Origin of the sequence: Leadbettera azotonutricia ZAS-9, from assembly GCF_000214355.1 — a bacterium.
GTDB classification, from domain to species: Bacteria; Spirochaetota; Spirochaetia; order Treponematales; family Breznakiellaceae; genus Leadbettera; species Leadbettera azotonutricia.
In genome coordinates this window covers 1,247,115-1,267,211 of the sequence record NC_015577.1, presented here as the reverse complement: position 1 = coordinate 1,267,211, position 20,097 = coordinate 1,247,115, and the positions used below count along the sequence as shown (strand labels likewise).

Genomic DNA, 20,097 nt, shown 5'->3' with positions numbered 1-20,097 from the left:
AAGTTGGGTTTTTCCCCTGATTATGATTTTTTTTGTTTGCCCCAATAAACTTTTTTCATTATTTTATTATTGAATGAGCTGGTTCCAAAATTGGTTGTTTTGAAACTGCCTCGGCTATGCATTTTTTCAAGTACATATACAAGGAGGCATGTATGAGAATACGGTTCAAAATCGGCAATCAGAAAACCTGCTTCGCAAAAGAAGCAGGAACAATAGTGCTGCTCATTTCACTTCTGATTTCCTGCACCGGCGGCGTGGGTCTCGGAGATACCGTGGACCTCGCTGCTCCGGTACTGACAGTCGATACTCTCATCGACACAAGAGGAAACGAAATCAATCTAAAAACCTACAGGGGCCTGATCTTTGTGGGCGCCGAATTTACCTTCAAGGGAACCGCCTATGACAACAAGGCAGCGGAACGCCTGGTAGTTGAAGAATTGCTTCCCGACGGCAGCGTCCGCAGAAACCGCAGTACCCTCGACGAGGAACCTCTCCCCATTCTGGGCAAGCCCGGGAATCAGTGGGTCCTTACGATCAGATTAAAGGAGGATGGTGAGCGGACCTTCCGATTTACCCTGTCTGACCACGCCGGAAACATTTCGGCCGAAAGCTCGGTAAAGCAGATAACCCTGATGGTAGATACCGACGGCCCTGCGGTAACGAATCTCGAAATTGAACGCCGTCCGGGAATACGTTATCCCCTGAAAAGCCAGCAGGAATTGGAAGACCTCGACGCCAGCGATTATATACATATAGACGCTTTTCAAAACGAATCCTTTACCCTCAAGGGGACAGTTGAAGAATCATTTATTCCTGTCGCCGCAGAGCTTACCCTCAAGGATGAAAACGGATCCATTGTTATTGATAATATGGAAAGAAACGGGGGCGGTCCTTTTTCTCCGGCATGGTTTATTACCCACGATGATATTATCAATTACAGCAATAATCATCCTGAACTGGGAAGAGATTATTCAACAGGAAAGCATTATTTCCGCGCAGAAGTAGAAAGCCGGGACCAGGCCGGAAACGTGAATACAGATTTTTTCGGCTATCTCTGCTGGTATCCCGAATCGGACATTCCCCGCCCCTCGGTGGACCAGGCCGGAAAGGGCAATATCGTCAATATCGCTCCGGGCCTGCCGATCTCAATTTGGGTTTCTGATGACGACAGCATTGCGGAAGTTTATTTTGCATTCTTTACCCTGTCCGAGTGGGAGACAAATATTCCAGGCATGGATGATGAAGCCAGGCTGGAGTACCTCATGAACAGCAGCAATGCTACGGCAAAGCTCGGCCCCAGCCGCATCGGCGCTCCGGGTTCAATCCAAAGGTTTTTCGCAACCGCCGATGATCCTGGCAAGGGCAAAAATGTTTTGCTGGCGATTTCCGCAAAGGACCGGAAGAGCAGCGGAACTGCGGGTGTCTGGAAAGCCGCCCTTTTTCGGGTAAATTACCTTGAAGCCGACAAGCCTTCCATCGTCATCCAGAGTCCCCAGGAAAACAGCATCCCTCAAATTGGGAATGACGGCAGTTTTACCATCAGCGGGTATGTCCTTGACATTGCCGGGGCCGACAGGATCAGGCTTGCATGGATACCGGGCAATGACGCAGGGAAGGTAAACGAAACCAAGGAAGGGCTCGATCAGCCTACCCTTCCGTCAGGGGGAACCATCAAATACTGGGAGCTGATCCCGGGCCCCATGAGTGACGCCGGTGACAGCCTTATTCAGCAGGACTTCAGCAAACCCTTCAATATCTTCAGCGATTTCCCCGGGGAAGAACGGGACCCGAAACTTTTTGTCCTCTATGCGTCCAGTTTCGGCGGGGTTACTACCAGAACCTTCAGGCTCAGCGGCAACAATGTAAAACCAGAAATAGACCTTGCGGCAACTTCCGATGTGCAGGACATTTTGCAGGATTTTGTTTTCAGATTTACTGCTACAGGCATCGGAAACCTGGATATAGAAATACAGGAAATCCAGGGCATCAGCGTTATTCATACCTATACCCCTGAATTCACCGGGACAGAATGGAGCCGTCTTATTCCCAAAGCGGATACCCAGGACAAGGAACGCGCCAAATACCGGGTTACGGTAACTGACCAATTGGGCAACACCAATTTTGCGGATATAACAGTTCTGTTTACCGAAATACCGATTTTGTTACATATTACTTCGGGAATGAGCAACGGCAGCATTACCAAAGAAAGCGATTCGGTGATCCTCTATGCTGAATTTTCAAAACCCGTTCAATATGTTAACGGAACCCCGAAACTCAGGCTCGGTTTTACTCCCGAAGACACGAGCTGGAAGCTCGCGGACTATACCGGCGGGGCCGGTACTTCAATCCTTGCCTTCACCTACCATGTTATGTCCGGAGATTATTCAGCCAAACTGCACAGCGCCGCTTCGCCCATTGAGGCAGCAAGCGGAAACATAAGCGCCGTCATTCCCGGCATCGGCGGAACCCCGGCCTGGACCGGCGACTCCGGGTCGCTGCAAAAAAACAAAACCCTGGTTGTTGACGGCATTGCCCCGCTTGTTACGGCTATGGATGTCTCGGGACAATCGAGCGGCTGGTATGCGGGCAGGGAAACACTGACCTTCACCCTCACCCTCACCGAGAATGCCCTGGTATCGGGATCGCCCAAGCTGGTACTTTCGGGAATCACCGGCGCGGCCTCTCCGGCAGCGATCTTTTCCCGCACCGATGGTCAGAATATCCTCTTCACCTATACCCCCGAAGCAGGAGAATACACTGCCGGAAAAACCTTGAGGGCCGAGGGGATCGATCTTAACGGCGGCAGCATTACCGACTATGCGGAAAACTCCTTTGACGAAAACGCGGCGGCAAATACCGCCCTTACCGGGACAGCAGCAAACCCTGCGTCCTTGAATCCTGAAACAGGAATTGACGCGGTTCCTCCCTTTACGCCCGGGCTGAAGCAGGTTCTGGTAAACGGGGAACCGGGATCGGGCAATCTCGTTTCCGGTCTGTTCAAATCCCTTTCGTTTATCCTTGATGCATCCGCAGACAGCGCCGATCCGGGCAGCCCCCGGACAGCCCAGTATTCACTTAACGGCGGAATGTCCTGGATAGGATGGACAACCGGGAATATAGCGCTCCCGGGAGGCGCCCACCAGATAACTGTCCGGGCGTCCGATGCCGCCGGGAATATCTCCCCCGTGCCGACGCCTCTGGCAATTACGGTTAACGGAACCTTCCCGCTGCTCGACAGGATAATCTGCGAACAGCCGGCCAAAACCTATCCCGCAGGACAGGAACTTGTTTTTAATCTCGTCTTTGCCGACAAGGTATACACCCTGCCGGGAACCACTGCAACGATAACCCTCAAAGGCGGCGCTTCAGGGGATTCCCAGAACCGCATTGCCGGGGTGATAGAACAACTAGGCGACGCCGCAACCCTCGCCTTTAGCTATACCATACAGGCAGGGGATGTAATGTCTCCCATCACCATATCTTCCGTGGATTTGAGCGGAGTGCAGGATCTCTACGGAAATACAAAATCAGGATACACTGCCGCAGAACTGAATGACAAAAGCGTGCCGGATCAGGATCTTAAGGCTGATGCCATACCGCCTGTCATTAGCTCTTATTCTCCGGTTCATTTCAGCGGTTCAAGCGGCAGCATCATCGGAAGCGACCGCAAAATAACCTTAACCTACAGCGAACCGGTTTACAAGGAATCGGGGATCATAACCTTACGCCCTGCCGCGAATTGGCATATCCCTCCGGTTATAGCGGAAGCGGAATTCCTGAATATCCCCAATTACAACGCACTGGTAAGCGACTCTGCAGGCTACAAAAAAACTACCCAGGGCCTTAATGTACAGGGAAATACCTATGTCCCGGATACGGATTCCAAATATGTGCTGAGCTTCAACTTAGGGCTGGACAACGCCGGGCTCAGGATTTTTTTTTGAAGGATCAAAATACCGCTGGCAGGAAATTGACGTTACTTCCAGCGCTGTAGAGATAGGCGGCCCCACAGGCAGCACGGTTACCATAACTCTGCCGGAGCGACTTGCCCCCGGGGTCAAGTGGACACTCGGCATTGAGTCAGGATGTTTCCAGGACAAGGCCGGCAATGCCTCAAGCGCTCTGGGTGTGGACTCCTATCAGTTCTGGTCCGATGGCATTTCCCCGCCGGTAGTCCGGGTGGAAAGGAAATCCCATAATGCGACATATACGACGCCCGAAACGTCTACCCGGTTCCGCATCGACAGCGAAACCCCCGGCGCGGTGATCAAATACGGGGTGGTAAACAACGGGGCCAAAACAATCGCCTGGAATACATCTTACGATTTGGCTCCTGACCTGGGCAATCCCGATATTGTCCAAAGTGTTCTTGAAGGAGTAAGCGCCTCCACTGCCTATATCTCAGGCGATTCTATCCCCATCGGCGCCACAGCAGGAAATTTCTTCGAGTCCCGAAAGGATTATGTAAAGGCCGCCGCAGCCTATTCAACGGTGAATACCAACCTGCATTACTTTACAGGCACGGCTTACGGATACGAAGGTGCTTTCCGCTCGGTAGTGCTTTTTAGCCATATAAGCCGCGACGGCAATGGAGTGATCCCCGCCATTGCTGTCCAGGGTTCCAATGTTCTTTCGTCAATCCCGACTATCTCCGGTTTTCCCCTCATGGATCAGACCCCCTACACCCATTACATGAGGCAGATGTACCGGACAGACAATACCAGAAACGCCCATTTTGCCTGGACAAGCTGGGAAATTGTGAGCGACTGGTATTTGAGGAGCGCCGGTTACACTCTCAGCGGAACCAGCCTGAACGCCCAGCTTGGGTTTCAGAAGGGCCACATCAAATGCACCTATGGAAATACTACCTATATCAGTCTCCAGGCATTCTGGCAAGATTAATTTAAGGAGGAATAAATGAATAACAAAAGGGCAGACAAAAAAAACAAATTCTTTTCTGTTCCGGTATTTCAGGCCGCAGGACTTCTGTGCGCAATACTGCTGACAGGCTGTGAGATTGCCCTTGGAGCCAAACTGGATTTGACCGGTCCGGTCCTTGAAATAAGCAACCCCAACTATATGGACAATGTGCAGTCCGTTTTCCCCCTGCGGGGAACCGTATATGATGCGGATGGCAGCGTAGAAGAACTCCATGTTACCCTGAGTAATTCTTCCCGTGAATGGCGCTGGGATTCTGGCTCATGGAAAACAAAAGAAGACGCCCAATCATCCTGGGAACCGGTTCAGCCCTCGCCTGACACGTACTGGAACAGCCTGGACGGTACATATTTTAACTGGTCGATTGAAATAAATCTTGACAACGGATCTTCCCCGGAAGAAGGCCAGTATACCATAACCGCCATAGCTTTCGACGATGCCCGCAACAGCGGCGCCAATTCAGCCCAGTCGAGAGTTGTCGTGTACGATGTTACTCCTCCGGAAATTACCGTTCTCAATCCAATCCTTACGGTAAAAGACGAGACAGATCCGGGGGATTATATCGATGTCGAGGCGGCGCTTGACGCAAAACAGCCGAAAGAGCTGGCGGTACTGAATGAACTATTAAACGGCGATTTTGAATTCCGCTGGCAGATTACCGAAGACACAGCCGTAAGGGATCTCAGCATCGAACTGGCGGATAAAGACGGCAATATCTATTATGAAAATACCTTGGAGAATATTGAACGGAACGCTAAAATCACCATATTAAAATCCGAAATCCGGAGCCGCGGCAAGGAAACGGTATTTTCCCGGGCCATTGCGCCCTCTCCTGATCCCCTGGCACAGCGGACCTATCTCCAGGTCATAACAAAAAGCTACGACAAAGCCGGAAACGATGAATGGAAACGGAACGGGTGGATCGCCTGGGACCCTACGGCGGATATTCCCTGGACCGAGCTTCCCCCGGAATTCAACAAGACCCCTGGGGAAACCGGCGAAATAGTGGCGGATTCAAACAGCTATCTCGGCCACTCCTATGACGATGACGGTATTGACGAGGTAACCATTTCCATATACAGGGGAGCGGACGAATCGGGCACCATGGTGCAGGGATATCCCAAGACCTTTGCGGCCTCCGGTTATCCGATGTCCTTTCAGTGGGATGTGAAGCTTGAACTGGGCGCCGACAGTTATACCATTACTGCGGATGTTACCGACAGGCACGGCGTCCACGGGAAAGATACCGGCTACTTTAATGTGAAAGACCTGAGCCTTCCCAACGCGTACATTACAAGCCCCGATCAGGAATCTCCCTTCCTGGGAGACTCTTCGGGGTATGTCGGGATTTCCGGCTATGCAACAGATAATACCGGCATCGCCGATGTCTACATTGCGTGGGTCAGTCCCTTGAACAACCCTGTTAAACGAAGCTTCAGGAACAAAATCTATGCAGGCTGGACCAGCGCCATGAATCATGCAGGCATCTCAGAGTCCAGCCCCTGGGTAGATACTGATCCAGGTTCGGACAGTTACCTGAGCAAGGTATGGAAACTGACAAGCATCCTCGAAAGCGAAAAAGACGAAGACGGCAAAAAACGCCGGGATTTTGCCTGGCGTATAAGCCGGAACGATCTGGGCACGAATATAAACGGCGTCTTTCCCAGTCAGGAATTTGTAGTTCTTGTGATCAACAATAACCCGGTAAACCAAAAGCGGAATGTCCTGGAATGGATCAGCGGCCGGGACATCTCGGCACCCGAAATTTCTTTTGATACCGTTACGGTCAGCGGCGGCGCACCCTTGCCGATAAGCGACGATCTTAACCTGGCGGCACTCTCCAACAGCGACACCCTTGTTCTGTCCGGCCGTTGGCGTGACGATTCGGTCAGCGCCTGGGCATGGCAGACGCCTCCCCTTGTAAAGGATTTTACAGTTACCTGGAACGGATTTAATTTCAGCAGCATCAGCCACACAAGTCCTGCCCATGACGGTTGGATTACCTGGACCAGCGCGCCGGTGTCGGCAGCTTCAATAACACCAAGCGGTAAAAAAATCAGGGAGAACCCGGCAGCCAATCTCAGGGCTAAAGTAAGCGATCTTGCCGGGAATCAGGGCAGCACCGAGGCATCCTTTGTAGTCGAAACCGATACCCCTTCCCTTGCCCGGATAACAAGTCCCGATGATAATCGCATGTACCGTGAAGGCGAGAGCATCACCATTAATCTTGATTTTAACAAAGCCGTGACATGGACAGGGGGAGATCCCTCGCTTGTCCTCAAGGACTTGTATAATGAAAACAATACAATTATTGCTTCATATACGGGCGGGAAGAATTACAACACCCTCAGCTTCAGCTGCGGACCGTTTACCGTATCTGACAATATCCGCAGGCTGGATGTAAAGACCATCATCAGCGGGAGTACCATCGCCGACATTACCGGGAGGGCTGCGGACATGAGCCTTCCGTCAGGCACGAATTCTCTGGGGGGAGGAAAGAACCTCGGCATTGATACCCAAAAGCCCGTGATCTCTGCAGTCATGGCGGTATCCTCCGCAGGATCTTACGGCAACGGAGCGATCCTCTACTTTAAACTGGAGGCTTCTGAAAACATAAATGTGACCGGCAGTCCGGCATTGAATTTCAATAACGGCGCTCATGCTGTATTTCAGCAAACCGTCGGGGGAAACACGCTCCTTTTCCGCTATGAGGTAAACGGCGGGGAAAGCCACAGCGAGGATACAGAAGGAAAAACGCCTCCCCGGCTCAGGGCAGCAAACATTACAGGCGGAACCATTACGGATACTGCGGGGAACCCTCTGGTTGATGTCTTTCCTTCTTCCGGTTTTTCGGCAGCCCAGCCTTCTCCGATAATTACCATTGATACAACCGCGCCAGCGACACCTGAAATCAGCGGCATTACCGGCGACGTGATATATTACAATTTAAACCAGACCTTTGCCCTTACGGGGGAACCGGGTGCAAAAATGGAATACACCATAAACGGCAATGATCCTGACCCGGCGTGGACAGTTTATACCGGACCGGTTTCCCTCAACACAAACGGGGACTATTATATCAGGGCTGTCCAGACCGATACCGCGGGGAACAAGTCGCCTGTAACCAGTACGGTCAATGTTACCATAGATAGCGGGAATCTCCTTACCAAAATAAGCTCGCCCCTGCCGGAAAAAATATACACCTCAGGCGATATCATTAAAGTGGATCTCTATTCCAGGAAAAAAATAACCATAAGCGGTTCCCCGAGAATAAAGCTTAATATCAACGAGGCCGGAACCACTGGGGGAACCTGGGTTACAGGCTGTACCGATGTTTCAAACGGCGGGGGAACCCAATGGAGCTTTTCTTATGATGTCAAATCCGGCGATGCGCTTACACCGGGCGACAGCTATCTTAAAGTTACCGCCATTGACGATGACGGCGGAATGGCGCATATCAAAGACGGAACTATGGATGTTACCGCCGCATTCTGCAATCTTGGAAACCTGGAACCGGCCATGCGTCTTGAAAACCAGAAAAGGCTCCGCATACTTACCGGCACGCCTTCGATCGTTGACGCCGCATTAAACCTGAGCGGAGATGATGCAAAATTAACATTCACCTTTGACCGCATGGTGTACAAGGGGCAGGGAACTGCGGCTATTTACCTTACCCAGGAAGACACCGCAGCTGAACCCTATCTGTTCCCTGCGGCGCTGACCAGAGCCCAGTATGAAAAAGTAAACGGCAACGCTTCGACCGTATCAGGAAACCTGTACCAATACTACACCAGGGGCACAAACGGCACCAATGCAAATTACGAACCCGATCTGTCCGAAAAATTTATCCTGAATTACTATTATGATACATCAAATATTGTAATAGCAAACATTTTCAAGGCTACGGATATGCACCAGGTGATCATCCCCGTAGCATCAAACGCGGTAACAATTACCAGTACAGGATTTGCGTCTACAGTATCCGTGGCTTTAAGTGGTTCCTATGCGGTTCCCACCCTTGGGGCGAAATACACCATGACCCTGCCCTCTGATGCGTTTATAGATGAAGTATCTGCGGGGAATCTCCATGATAATTCTCAAAACGCCCTCCTGCTCGGCGGAGTCAACAATCCCGTGATCCGCATTGAGAAAGAACAGGAAGCTCTGATACCGGGAAGTCCTTTTAGCTATGGCGTACAAAGCATTACACCCGTATCCGCCCGGCAGCCTGTCCATGCAGGAATGAAAATTGATTGCCAGACTCCGGGGGTCCAGCTTACCTATGCAACCGCGGAATTACCCGACATACAGGGCTTCGGGATTGCCGACAACACCGCTTATAATGAACCCTGGCTCACCAAAAACGCGGTTACCTGGGGCGAGCGGGCGATCATAGCCGAGGGCCTGCCACCCCACAGCACAGGGGATCGTGCTACAGGCGCAATATCACAAAGACCGTCGACCGGCAGCCTGAAGACCTACAATGCCTGGAATACCCCAAAGCTAGGCGTCAACCAGGACGCTCAGCATGCCCTCAAGGTAAGGATTTTAGCCCTGGCCTCCAAAGGTTATGATGGCTCTTTCGCGTATGAATCGGCGAACAAAACCGTACTGGTAATGATTACCAATCCCCTGGAGGCAGGAGATGTCCGGGATATAGGAAAAGAGGGATCGGCCAATAGCGTTATGTCATACATATCTGACGGAAAGGAAAGGCTCTGGATCCACGGCGGAGACAGCCTTTCGGGTAGTGTAAGCACCCCGGGCTTCCCCTTGTCATGGGACAATCCCAAAACCGGCATGCGCCTTATGACAGGCTGGGATGAGGATGCTCCCGATAATACCACCTGGTACTGGGTTTCATGGGAAATTACCACCACCGCCTATATAGGATTTGTAGCCGGGACTGCCGACACGACAGCCATAACCGTGGGCGGCCCCACCAAATACAGCCCCGCCATAGAGGGCTGGGCCTCCCACATGGAAAGCTATGTTCTCTATCCCGGAGAAAAGCGGGTGGTTCAGACCTACCGGGTTCCCAGAGGCGGCGGCGTATACATCAACAACGCGGGACGGGGCCGCTTTGGATATACCACAACCAGGATAAATAACCGGTAGCAAATTTAAGGCTTGCACGGATTATTCATTTGCCGTTTTTCAAAAATTTCAGTATATTATCATTGTAATTTAACTGAATGTTTTTTTCAGAAAAACATTCTAATTAGAATGGTGTTGCTTTCATTCGGAATTATTATGAACGAAAAAGATGATTTTTGGGGCCGTGTATTGAAACCCGGCTCGAAAAAATTCATTCCTTGCTGGATCAGGCAAGCACGGAGCTGGATGAAATTACACCTCCCGTGTATTATTGACATCCATAGGCATTTTAGGCGGGATGGGACCAGAATCAACAGTTGAATATTATAAAAGCACAATAAACAGTTATAGAAATATATCCAAAGACGACACTACAGATTGTTTGGTGTATATATCTTCTCTTCTCCGGAATAAAGAACGGATTTGATATTCCCTTACGAAAAATCGGCAATACAGGATCGAATGATTCTGCCATCCCCGGCGGCGGTACTTATAACCTTGATGTCGATACCATAGACGGCCTTGAGGTTTTCTTCAGTCAGTACTTTATCACAGGTTCCTGCGGCGAAAGATTTGCCTTCTCTGATTAACATGACCCGTGAGGCACAAAGAAAAACATGATCCGGGTGGTGGCTTGTCATCAGGATGCCTGCCCCGGTTTCTTTAAGGCTGATAATATGTTTGAGAAGCCGCATCTGGTTGCCAAAATCCAGGCTGGATGCCGGCTCATCCATGATGAGAAATTCCGGTTCCTGCGCCAGCGCCCGTGCAATCAGGACAAGCTGCCGCTCGCCGCCGCTTATTTGCGTATAGAGCCGGTATTTGAAATCCCCTATCCCCAACAGTGACATAATCTCATCAGCCTTTTCATAATCCTTTTTTTGGGGGTTTCGGTGATTGTCAAAACGGACAGTCCTGCCCATAAGGATTACATCTTCCACTGTATAGGGGAAGGGGGGGGTGTGCGCCTGGGGTACATAGGCAATTTTTTCGGCCAGTTTTTTTCGGGACCATGTTTTTATGTTCTCTCCGCCTGCAAGAATCTCTCCATTCAAAGGAGGTAAAAAACCCAGAAGGGTTTTGAAGAGAGTCGTTTTTCCAGATCCATTGGGTCCCAGTATGCAAAGAATTTCTCCCCGGTTAAGAACAAAATCAAGTTCAGTTATAACAGCCTTACCCCCATATCCGCAGGCAAGATTTTTTGCCTCTATGCTGTTTTGCTTTATTTCCATTTGCCCTGTCCCTTCACCAGCAAGACGATGAATACCGGTACGCCTATAATGGCAGTAAGCACCCCCAGAGGTAATTCGATGGAGAGCATAATCCGGGCAATGTCATCGATAAATATTAAGTATGCACTGCCAATTAAAAAGGAAGCAGGAAGAAGATACCGGGTATTGGCCCCGGTCAAGCTGCGGGCAATGTGAGGTACCATGAGCCCCACCCAACCCACCATGCCGCAAGTTGCTGTTGCAACTGAACAGAGGAGGGTAGAGGCAGCAATAATGAGCAGCCGGAAAGGGACAGTGTCCAATCCCAAACTTGAAGATTCAGTATCATCAAAGCTGAGGAGGTTGAGTTTCCAGCGGAAAAGGATTAAGGGAATCATGCCTATTACTGTTCCCAGGGCCAGAATGGGCAGTTGGGATAGTTCTATCAGGGTCATGCTGCCCATAAGCCAAAAGGTGATGGTCTGAAGCTGGCTGTAGGGATCGGCAGTATATTTAACCAAACCTATGCCTGCATGAAAGACCGCGTTGATCACCATTCCTGCAAGGATGTATAGCACCGCCTCGCCACGGCCCAGTCTGCCGCAGATAAGACAGGTTAAGCCTACCGCTGCAAGGCCCGACAGAAAAGCCGTTCCCTGAATTACCAGGGGAGATGCGCCCGCGATGATGGCAATACAGGCTCCGAAGCCTGCCCCTGCGGAAGCGCCAAGTACATCCGGCGAGGCAAGGGGATTGCGGAATACGATCTGATAGGCCAATCCCGCAGCGGCAAGGCTCCCCCCGGCAAGGGCAGCGGCGATAATCCGGGGGAACCGTACCTTAAAGATTACCGTTTCGGCGTTGTTGGTATTTATCCCGGAATTTATAAAAGCTGCTATAGCCCTGGCAAACTCTTCAGGGGTAATATGATACCTTCCGATGAAAAGGGAAAAAACCGCTGCTCCCAAGGGGAGGATCATGAGCAATGCCATAAGCAGATTTTTCCTGCGGCCGGTTACAGCTTTTATTTCCTTCACTTTTATTCCTTAAAATAATTTCCCCTAAAAAGGAGAACGATAAAAAAGGGAGCCCCGATGAGGGCGGTTAATATCCCCAGGGGGATTTCCACCATTGCGGCGTTCCGGGCAATATCATCCATAATCATCATGTATATACCTCCCAAAAGGACCGCCAGGGGAAACATATCCCGATTATTGGAACCAGCCAGCATCCGGGCGGTATGTGGAACAAGAAGCCCTACCCATCCAACAGGACCGCAGAGAGAAATAGAAGCCGAACAGAGCAGGGTAGAAAGGATTATGACTATACCCTGTTCCCGTCTGAGGGAAACCCCCATGGATTGACTTTCATCATCTTCAAAGGAGAGCAGATTCAGCGTCCAGCGCTTAAAATGCATAATCAAAAGACAGAGCACTATGATTATGCCTGCGGTGCGGACCTGTCCGCCTTCCACTCCCGCAAGGCCTCCCATAAGCCAGAAGGTAAGGGCCGGAAGCTGATTGTCAGGATCGGCAAAATATTTTACTACCGATACCAGTGCAGTAAAAAGACCGCCTACCGCCATTCCCGAAAGGAGCAGCATGATAAGCCCTGGCTGCCTCCGGTTTACTATGCCGTTAATGAGGCAGGTCAAACCCACTGCGGCAATTCCACCGACAAAGGCAAGAAACTGAATGGCCGCGTTCCCCTGATTAATAAGTATGCCCAACGCCGCCCCGAAAGAGGCCCCCGCTGCAGCGCCCAAAATATCCGGAGATGCCATGGGATTGCGGAAAAGGCTTTGGTATGCGGCGCCGGAAGCTGAAAGCCCCATTCCTGCGAGCAGGGCTGCGGCCCCCCGGGGAATCCGCACATTAAGCACTATGGCACTAATCCGGCGAGAAATACCCTCCCCCCTGCCTGCGATCACCGAGAAGATTTCTCCCAAGGGTATAGCATAGCGGCCTGATGCAACTGAAAGCAGAAATACTATAACGGCAGCAGGAATAAGGAGGACAGTTAAAAAACAGGCTCGTCTGCGGTATACCAGTCCTGCTATTCCCGATCCCGGCAAAACCGGATTGCGGGACGGGATGCCTTCAATGGGAATATGGTGCAATTAATTATTTCCTAAAATATGATCCAGCTCTTCATTGTTTAATTCAAGATTATAAAAGAGGCGGAAATATTCTTTTGCTTCGCTTCTCATATCAAAGGAGAAATGATCAGGATAAAAAAGGTTGGCCAGCCACTTCATCCCAAGAATACGGTTGATCGAAGGCGGCCGGTCTACCCAGTTAGTCGGCAGAAGGGGGGTAAGATAAACTTTCCGTTCTTTTACTGCCTTAATCCCCGCCCAGTCAGGGTTTTGCAGGATGGCCTGTACTGCGGCAGAAGGATTTGCCTGCGTCATGGTAGTGTTCCGCAAAATAATCTCCGGGTCCCAGGCGATAACCTGCTCAAGAGATACTGCCCCCTGGCCATGCATGCCATTACCCGTAAATTCCTCCACATCCGCCACATTGATAGCCCTCATAAAATCAAAAATCTGGGCGTGAGAAGAACCCGAGGGGTCCGTGTGCAGCCCCTGGATGCCCTCGGCATAATAGATACGCTTCCGTTCCTTTTCGCTTATTTTTGCCAGAGCTGTTTCCATTTTAGCAAGTTCGGTATCGCAGTAGGCGGCCAGCAGCTCTCCTCTTTCTTCCAGCTCCATCACCTTTCCCATAAGCCTCAAAGCGTTTCCCGTATCATAAAGGTTATTGGATATGAGCACCGTAGTTATTCCGGTCTGGCTCTGAATAGTATCCGCCATGGAATGTTCCGCTGGTCCTATTTTTAGGGCCGCGGCGGTAACAAAAATCACATCAATATCGGCCTTGACCAGTTCCTCAAGGTTGGCGGTGGGGCTTGATCCCATCCATCCTCCCAACATGGGGAGTTGAGCGTATTTACCCATATATCTTTTTTCATCCCTGGTATAAGGATTGGCCCAGCCTGCAGCTTTGCTTATGTCTATGGCTCGGATAAAAGTATCGCCAATGAGATTTATGGCATATACCCTTTGTACCGGCCTTTCGATAAGCGCTTCCCTGCCTCCCATATCAATAATGGTAAAAGGCTTCCATCCCGGCGGGATCTCGGGACGCGAGGGCAAAGGCTGCCGAATGCCTTGAGCTGATCCCCTGGCAAAAAGAGGCACGCCCAAGAGTATGATCAGAATCATACCGAGGATATATTTTTTTACCATCATGCGTTTAATCACAGCCTTTCTCCAAACCGGTACCGTACCCCGATGGATGGGGTGATGGCAATCCGGTCTGCGCCGATTTCTGTATCCACTACAGGGCTGCCTGTTCCGGCGCCGCCGATATTTTCAAACAGGACAGAAGCCGAAAAAGTTACCTGTTTAACTGTATAGGCCAGGTACGGTTCAAGCGACCAGAGTTTGAAGCGGTCATCGGCAGTTACTGTAAAAGATCCGTAAAATGATTTTGCCCCATAGATCAGGTTTAGTTCTGTTTCTCCGTATTCAAGATCCGGGCGGACCCATATACGGGAAGTTGTTGATATGCCGAGACCGAAGGGAAAGGTATACCCCAGGGTAAAATAGGAATCAATGGCGATTTCACGGGCGGCTTCGGTTTTGGCATTTAAAAAGGCCGAATAGTCTATGGGCAAGCCTGCGGCGGCGGAGAATTCTCCATGCTTCAAATCCATGGTAAACGAAATGCCGGGTTCTGCCGAAGCAAAAGCGAAGGCTGGTTCTCCGGGAGATATGTTAAGCTGGTTGTCATTATCAAGAGCGACCGTGATTGTGAAAGAATCTCCGGGGAAAAAATTATATCCCAGCGTTTCCTGCAGCCCTCCTTTTTGTCCCAGAGGATCATCAAACAAAAAAGTATAAAAGGCCCCTGCATAGAGATCAAAATTACCAAAACTGCCAAAATACGCCAGTGAAGGTTTTAAAGTAAAAACAGGAGTTCTTGATTTATTCGCCAGATCATCAAAACCCGCGATAATGCCAATATTCAGGTTATGTCCCGCCGTTGCGCCTAAATCATTCAGATCCTGGTTCTTAAGGGTCCGCCGCCTGTTCCTCTGTTCATTCCTCAAGGCGCGGACACAGCTTTCATGAAGAGGACATCCGGGAATATACGGCAGGGCCTGGATGGTTTGGGCCGCCATAAAAACAATAAAGCAAAAAGACAAGAGTCTTTTATGCATTATAAAATTCATACTCATTTATAACGAGCGGATTTATTCAACAAACGGGGTAAGGATAAATTTACCGCTATCGGCGGCATTACGCAGTGTTATTTTGCCGCTGCCCCTTTGGAACCTGTACTGCCGTAATGGTACTTTTGTTCCATCGCTCAAAGGGCCAAGGGTAAGTAATTGGTTGTCCCGTATAAAGTATGCGCAGCTCTCCTCCGTACCCGATGGAGAAGTTATCGTAAGCTCACCAGCATTTGAGAATAGATATATTGAACCATCGTTCATCAGCCACTTTCCGATAAAATCATTTTTCAACACCAGCGACGGAAAATTGCCTGTATCAGCGGTCTCCGCATTTCCCCGGACAAAGCCAAGACCATCTGTTCTGGTAAAGGAAGTGCTGTCACTTGCCATTGTAAAAGTTGATACGATAAGTTCATCAGCTTTTTCTGTCTCGGTTCCATAGGTGATAAGAACATTTCCGCTTATTAGATAGCTAAACTGGTTTTTATACAGTTCTCCGCAACAATGAATGACCCAAATTGTTCCGTCGTTCTTGAAAATCCATTTAAAATCCGTTCCCTCTTTTGCCCATTGCCAGCCCTGAAGTTGTCCAAGATCCGGACCATTTTCTGCATAGGGTACAGCGGCGATGGAAGCATTGAGTAAAGGAACGCTGTCGTCATCGCCAAGTCCGGCATCAGGATTAGTCCCGTTGGCGCAAGAAGCCAACAGTATAGCGCAACAGATAAGTACCGGAAGCCGCCACCGGATACCTTCCCTGTAAAAGCGGAGGATAAGGTTTCTCTTTAGGCAATTTCCAAATGGTTTTTTCATTTTCATAGCAGTCTCCAAAAAATTAGTCGCCCTGTTATAATGGAACCGGATGGAACTTTTGTCCACCCGGTTCCATTTTTCCTTTTCTACTGTACCTTCTGTATATTCCAGTATAAGTTGGCACTGGTACCCCGAGAGAAGGGTCCGCCTTTCTCAGGCCGATACTCATGTATTATGACTATCTCTCCGCCGCTTGTGTCGTGAATTGTGTCCCTGGAACTTACAACAGGCGGGTCCCAGCGCCTGCCTGCCGCTCCAACGATGGCGTGGACAGCGCCACGGTTTAGCCATGCGCCGTCATAATTCTGCCTGACGCTTCCGTTTGCATAATAGTGGAGACCCGGACTACTGGTTATTGGGGCGTGTGGTTCAGTGAAGGGATTTTCGCTAAACCCCCCCTTCCAATCACCATACTGCACGCTCCCCGATAAATCAAGGGGCGCCGGTTCACCGCTTATCCGGGTAAGGGTAATAGGAGCTCCGGAACTCTCAAACAGCATGGCATCCTGTTTATTAGCTGCGTCATATTCAAAGGTTATGGGAGTTATTTTAATAAAATTATTGCCCAATTCATAGGAGTATGCCTGATACGCCCCCTTTGCTTCTTCGCTAGTTGAATAGTACGCTTGGGTAACATTTGTTACGGTAATTTCATCGGGGTCTCCGGTAACGGCAATCATGAATTTACGGTTTTGGGCTCCGCTCCATACCGCAAAACTGCCATAATCGGCAACGGCATCTCTGCCAAAGGTCCCGTTTGTTTTGAAGGTCCATACTGCACTGTCACTGCCGGTCCATGATCCGATAAAGGGATTTGGGGGAAAAAGAAAATTTACCGTAAATGACTCGCTATGGTTATCATCTTTTCCATCTCCATCAGCGACGATCGCCCAGAGGGTGGTACTGCCGAAGGTTTCAGGATAAAACACATGATCTTCGTAGATCCCTGTTTCGGCCGCAAAATCCGCGCCAGCGCTATTCCTGGCCCATACAATATCCGCCGCTGTTTTATCGGGCGCTTCCGGAAGATTCACTACAACACTCGTTAAATCAAGAGGAACTCCCATATACCACTCTGCCGGTACACCGGTGATACTGCCGGCTATACTGAACTCTACGCCCTTGGAAAAATTTTTCCCCTCGCTGTCACTAACCTGTAGATATACCTTGTATACCTTTGCAACCTGCAATACAGTCTTGATCTTTAATTTTTCATTTTCGATCTCAAATTTTGCGTTGTCCACGTCATTGCCGCCGCTCCCGGCCACCAGGGCATAGGTATACGGAGCGGATATCCACGATGCAATGCTAAAGGTTCCGGCCACGGCGCCTATAGATGTATTGGGACTCCCCAACTTCAAACCTGAAGCTGCCGTGAAGGTGAATCCGATAATCCCTCCTCCTTCGTCATCCCCGTTCGGCTGGGAACAACCCAGGACAATTGTGATGGCGGCTATAGCAATGGCTATGATTCCGCCCCGCATTTTACTGTTTCTTTTCATTTTTCTTCTCCTTTTTATGAAAAAAATTATTCTGCATGGATAATGGTCAACATACCGTTATCTTCATGATCGATTATGTGGCAATGGAGCATCCAATCGCCGGGATTGTAAAATTTGACCGCAATATCAACATATTGAAGCGGAGGAATTTCCTGTGTGTCTTTGAATGTTTCCCGGGGCGGCGGTGTGCCATTCAGGGATACCACCTGAAAATGTCCCCCATGTAAATGCATGGGATGGTAAACCGTGGAATGCATCATGCCAGATCCTTCTTCGTTAATAAACCGGAATTTATACACCGTGTCAACGCTAACAGTCTGAATATCTATGGGTTCACTCCCGTCAAGATAAGCCACATTATTGATGTACCATTCCATGAGCATGGAACCGCCGCCTTCATGCCCCCCGCTTCCGCCGTTCATTCCGGAATTAAGATGGTACTCATGATCCACCGGCTGGCTTTCAATATTCGGAAATGCTTCGGATGGGCCGGGTACAAAAGGAGATTCCATTTCTTCCCCTATTCCCTCATAGATAACAGGAATACGGATACCATAACTTCGTCCGTTTCTGATATAATAGGTTCCGCTATTCTTTATCCCCTTCAATTCCACATCGACCCGTTCTCCTGCTGCGAGCCTGAAATTGTTCACCGTATAGGGATCCTGCAAATAATGTCCATCCAAATGGGTAACACGGAATGTATGCCCCTCCATTGATATGGTGTGATATTGGGAGGTTGATGCATTAATAAAACGCAGCTTGACGATTTCCCCCTGTTTTAACGTAATGGGATAAATGTCCGATCCTCGTTGTTTATTCACTGTTTCCAGGGAGCCCGTTACATCCATACTTCCGTGGGAGTCGCTGCCGCTGTCAAGTTGATTGTCCGATCCAAGATACCAGTCATCAAGGGTAAGCACATAATCACCGGCATACTTGCTGTCATAATCTTCCTTCACAATAAAAGGCGCATACAGGCCAGCGTTAAGCTGGGGCAAAATTGGCCGCATGTGGGGATGGTACCAGTGGGTTCCAGTCATATTCAGGGTAAAAGTAAAATCAGCCGCATTATTCTTATCAATCATTTTACCGGGACCGTCCTGGTCATAAGGGACCCTTAGGCCATGCCAGTGGAGACTTGTTGAGTCCACATCATGATTTGTAACATGAAAATTCAGCTCCTGGTTCCGGGGAACAATAATCATGCCGCCGGGGAGTCCAGTTTCATATCGAGACACCCTGGTTTTTTGTCCTATCGTTCTTAATGCGATTTCATCGCTTGTAATATCAATGCTATAGTTGGTTTTAGGTTCATAGGACAAAATATTAAAAGGATTAATGACAGTTTTGGGTTCATCATAAACCTCATCGTTTCCGCCGCCTGCTTCCCCACAGGAAATAATTGACAGCAGGGCCGACAGGGCTATCACTACCCAAAAGGAATAGCACCAGTTTTTCCATAAATTAATCTTCGTTTTCATTTTTATTCCTCCCTATTTCCATTCTGCGGTATCAACCCGCGTAAAATCCCAATGCAATCCGCCATGATCCTGTTCATCGCTGCTGATATTGCCGTTATCATGTATCGTAAAGGTGGAAGATATGTAACCAAAGTTATCGTTAAAACGCCATTCGCCCAGTATTACCAGAACCTGCCCACGGACGAGGTACCCGTTTTCAAATTGATGCAGGCCATGGTGATACGTTTTTACCGTTCCATCGGCCCTGAATTGATACGACCAGGTACTGTCACTGCCTTCGTGTTCAGAACCATTCCATGCCGCATGCCATTCCCCGATAAAGGGATTATGCAAGGCGAAAGATTTATTTGCGGCGCTTCCCAGAGGATTAAATACCGCCGCAGCGGCGCTATCAGGGGCAATGGTAAAGGACCCATTGGCAGCGGGCGTCAAAATCTGGGGGGTACAGGTAATGGTTCCATTGGAATTAACCAAAAAAGCAAATTGTTTTATCTCTGCATTCCCGGCAGTGGTGGTATCTCCCCCGGCGGTAATCAGGGTATTATGCTTTGGTAAATTACCCAGTCCCTGTCCATACCAGATAAAATAACTGAAATCATTTGCAAAAGGCCCGTTCAAATTTGAGGATACCCCCCCTGTTCCGTCTTCCCTAAATTCGTAATATTCGCTTCCCGTTTGCCATCTTCCGATAAAAGGATTTGTCAGGAACGTATGGGAATCGTTTTTTATTTCCGGTTCGCTATAACAGGCGGCAAGGCTTATCAGGCAAAGTCCCAAAACAGTGTGGAAATGAGCAGGATCCTTTTTCAT

The 20,097-nt window shown here is 49.6% G+C and carries 12 protein-coding genes; 3 read left to right on the top strand and 9 right to left on the bottom strand.

All coding sequences use genetic code 11. The features are described from left to right. Positions 1-152 precede the first annotated feature (152 nt). The 3 genes from TREAZ_RS05535 to TREAZ_RS05525 all read left to right on the top strand — a co-directional run bounded on the left by TREAZ_RS05535 (position 153) and on the right by TREAZ_RS05525 (position 10,056). Complete coding sequence (locus TREAZ_RS05535) at positions 153-3,944, top strand: Ig-like domain-containing protein (protein WP_015710830.1); 3,792 nt, start codon at positions 153-155, stop codon at positions 3,942-3,944. Between the two features lie 184 nt (positions 3,945-4,128). After that, positions 4,129-4,902: a hypothetical protein gene (locus TREAZ_RS05530; protein WP_015710829.1), complete on the top strand. Its 774-nt coding sequence runs from the start codon at positions 4,129-4,131 to the stop codon at positions 4,900-4,902. 15 nt (positions 4,903-4,917) lie between these two features. Then, positions 4,918-10,056: a chitobiase/beta-hexosaminidase C-terminal domain-containing protein gene (locus TREAZ_RS05525; protein ID WP_015710828.1), complete on the top strand. Its 5,139-nt coding sequence runs from the start codon at positions 4,918-4,920 to the stop codon at positions 10,054-10,056. A 413-nt stretch (positions 10,057-10,469) separates the two neighbouring features. Here TREAZ_RS05525 and TREAZ_RS05520 read toward each other — a convergent pair whose 3' ends face one another. The 9 genes from TREAZ_RS05520 to TREAZ_RS05480 form a co-directional block, all read right to left on the bottom strand. Beyond that, positions 10,470-11,267 carry an ABC transporter ATP-binding protein gene (locus TREAZ_RS05520; RefSeq protein WP_015710827.1) on the bottom strand — a complete coding sequence of 266 codons (798 nt, stop codon included), beginning with the start codon at positions 11,265-11,267 and terminating at the stop codon, positions 10,470-10,472. Then, positions 11,258-12,283: a FecCD family ABC transporter permease gene (locus tag TREAZ_RS05515; protein ID WP_015710826.1), complete on the bottom strand. Its 1,026-nt coding sequence runs from the start codon at positions 12,281-12,283 to the stop codon at positions 11,258-11,260. The genes TREAZ_RS05520 and TREAZ_RS05515 overlap by 10 nt, the downstream gene beginning before the upstream one ends. A gap of 2 nt (positions 12,284-12,285) precedes the next feature. Next, positions 12,286-13,365, bottom strand: a complete 1,080-nt coding sequence (locus tag TREAZ_RS05510; protein ID WP_015710825.1) for a FecCD family ABC transporter permease — start codon at positions 13,363-13,365, stop codon at positions 12,286-12,288. Further along, complete coding sequence (locus TREAZ_RS05505; protein WP_169312605.1) at positions 13,366-14,472, bottom strand: ABC transporter substrate-binding protein; 1,107 nt, start codon at positions 14,470-14,472, stop codon at positions 13,366-13,368. A 35-nt stretch (positions 14,473-14,507) separates the two neighbouring features. Then, positions 14,508-15,434 carry a hypothetical protein gene (locus tag TREAZ_RS05500; protein ID WP_148257707.1) on the bottom strand — a complete coding sequence of 309 codons (927 nt, stop codon included), beginning with the start codon at positions 15,432-15,434 and terminating at the stop codon, positions 14,508-14,510. Between the two features lie 72 nt (positions 15,435-15,506). Then, on the bottom strand, positions 15,507-16,196 hold the full coding sequence (locus tag TREAZ_RS05495; protein ID WP_148257705.1) for a hypothetical protein: 690 nt from the start codon (positions 16,194-16,196) through the stop codon (positions 15,507-15,509). Positions 16,197-16,387: 191 nt separating this feature from the next. Next, positions 16,388-17,803 (bottom strand): hypothetical protein, encoded by a 1,416-nt coding sequence (locus TREAZ_RS05490; RefSeq protein WP_015710821.1) that lies wholly within the window; start codon positions 17,801-17,803, stop codon positions 16,388-16,390. A gap of 26 nt (positions 17,804-17,829) precedes the next feature. Beyond that, positions 17,830-19,287, bottom strand: coding sequence for a multicopper oxidase family protein (locus TREAZ_RS05485; protein WP_015710820.1), 1,458 nt, complete (start codon positions 19,285-19,287; stop codon positions 17,830-17,832). A gap of 12 nt (positions 19,288-19,299) precedes the next feature. After that, positions 19,300-20,097: a hypothetical protein gene (locus TREAZ_RS05480; protein WP_015710819.1), complete on the bottom strand. Its 798-nt coding sequence runs from the start codon at positions 20,095-20,097 to the stop codon at positions 19,300-19,302.

Excerpts from the sequence above, each read along its gene's own strand:
- TREAZ_RS05535 (WP_015710830.1), top strand. The coding sequence starts at position 153 with ATGAGAATACGGTTCAAAATCGGCAATCAGAAAACCTGCTTCGCAAAA.
- TREAZ_RS05525 (WP_015710828.1), top strand. The coding sequence starts at position 4,918 with ATGAATAACAAAAGGGCAGACAAAAAAAACAAATTCTTTTCTGTTCCG.
- TREAZ_RS05520 (WP_015710827.1), bottom strand. The coding sequence starts at position 11,267 with ATGGAAATAAAGCAAAACAGCATAGAGGCAAAAAATCTTGCCTGCGGA.
- TREAZ_RS05505 (WP_169312605.1), bottom strand. The coding sequence starts at position 14,472 with ATGATTCTGATCATACTCTTGGGCGTGCCTCTTTTTGCCAGGGGATCA.
- TREAZ_RS05500 (WP_148257707.1), bottom strand. The coding sequence starts at position 15,434 with ATGGCGGCCCAAACCATCCAGGCCCTGCCGTATATTCCCGGATGTCCT.
- TREAZ_RS05490 (WP_015710821.1), bottom strand. The coding sequence starts at position 17,803 with ATGAAAAGAAACAGTAAAATGCGGGGCGGAATCATAGCCATTGCTATA.
- TREAZ_RS05485 (WP_015710820.1), bottom strand. The coding sequence starts at position 19,287 with ATGAAAACGAAGATTAATTTATGGAAAAACTGGTGCTATTCCTTTTGG.
- TREAZ_RS05480 (WP_015710819.1), bottom strand. The coding sequence starts at position 20,097 with ATGAAAAAGGATCCTGCTCATTTCCACACTGTTTTGGGACTTTGCCTG.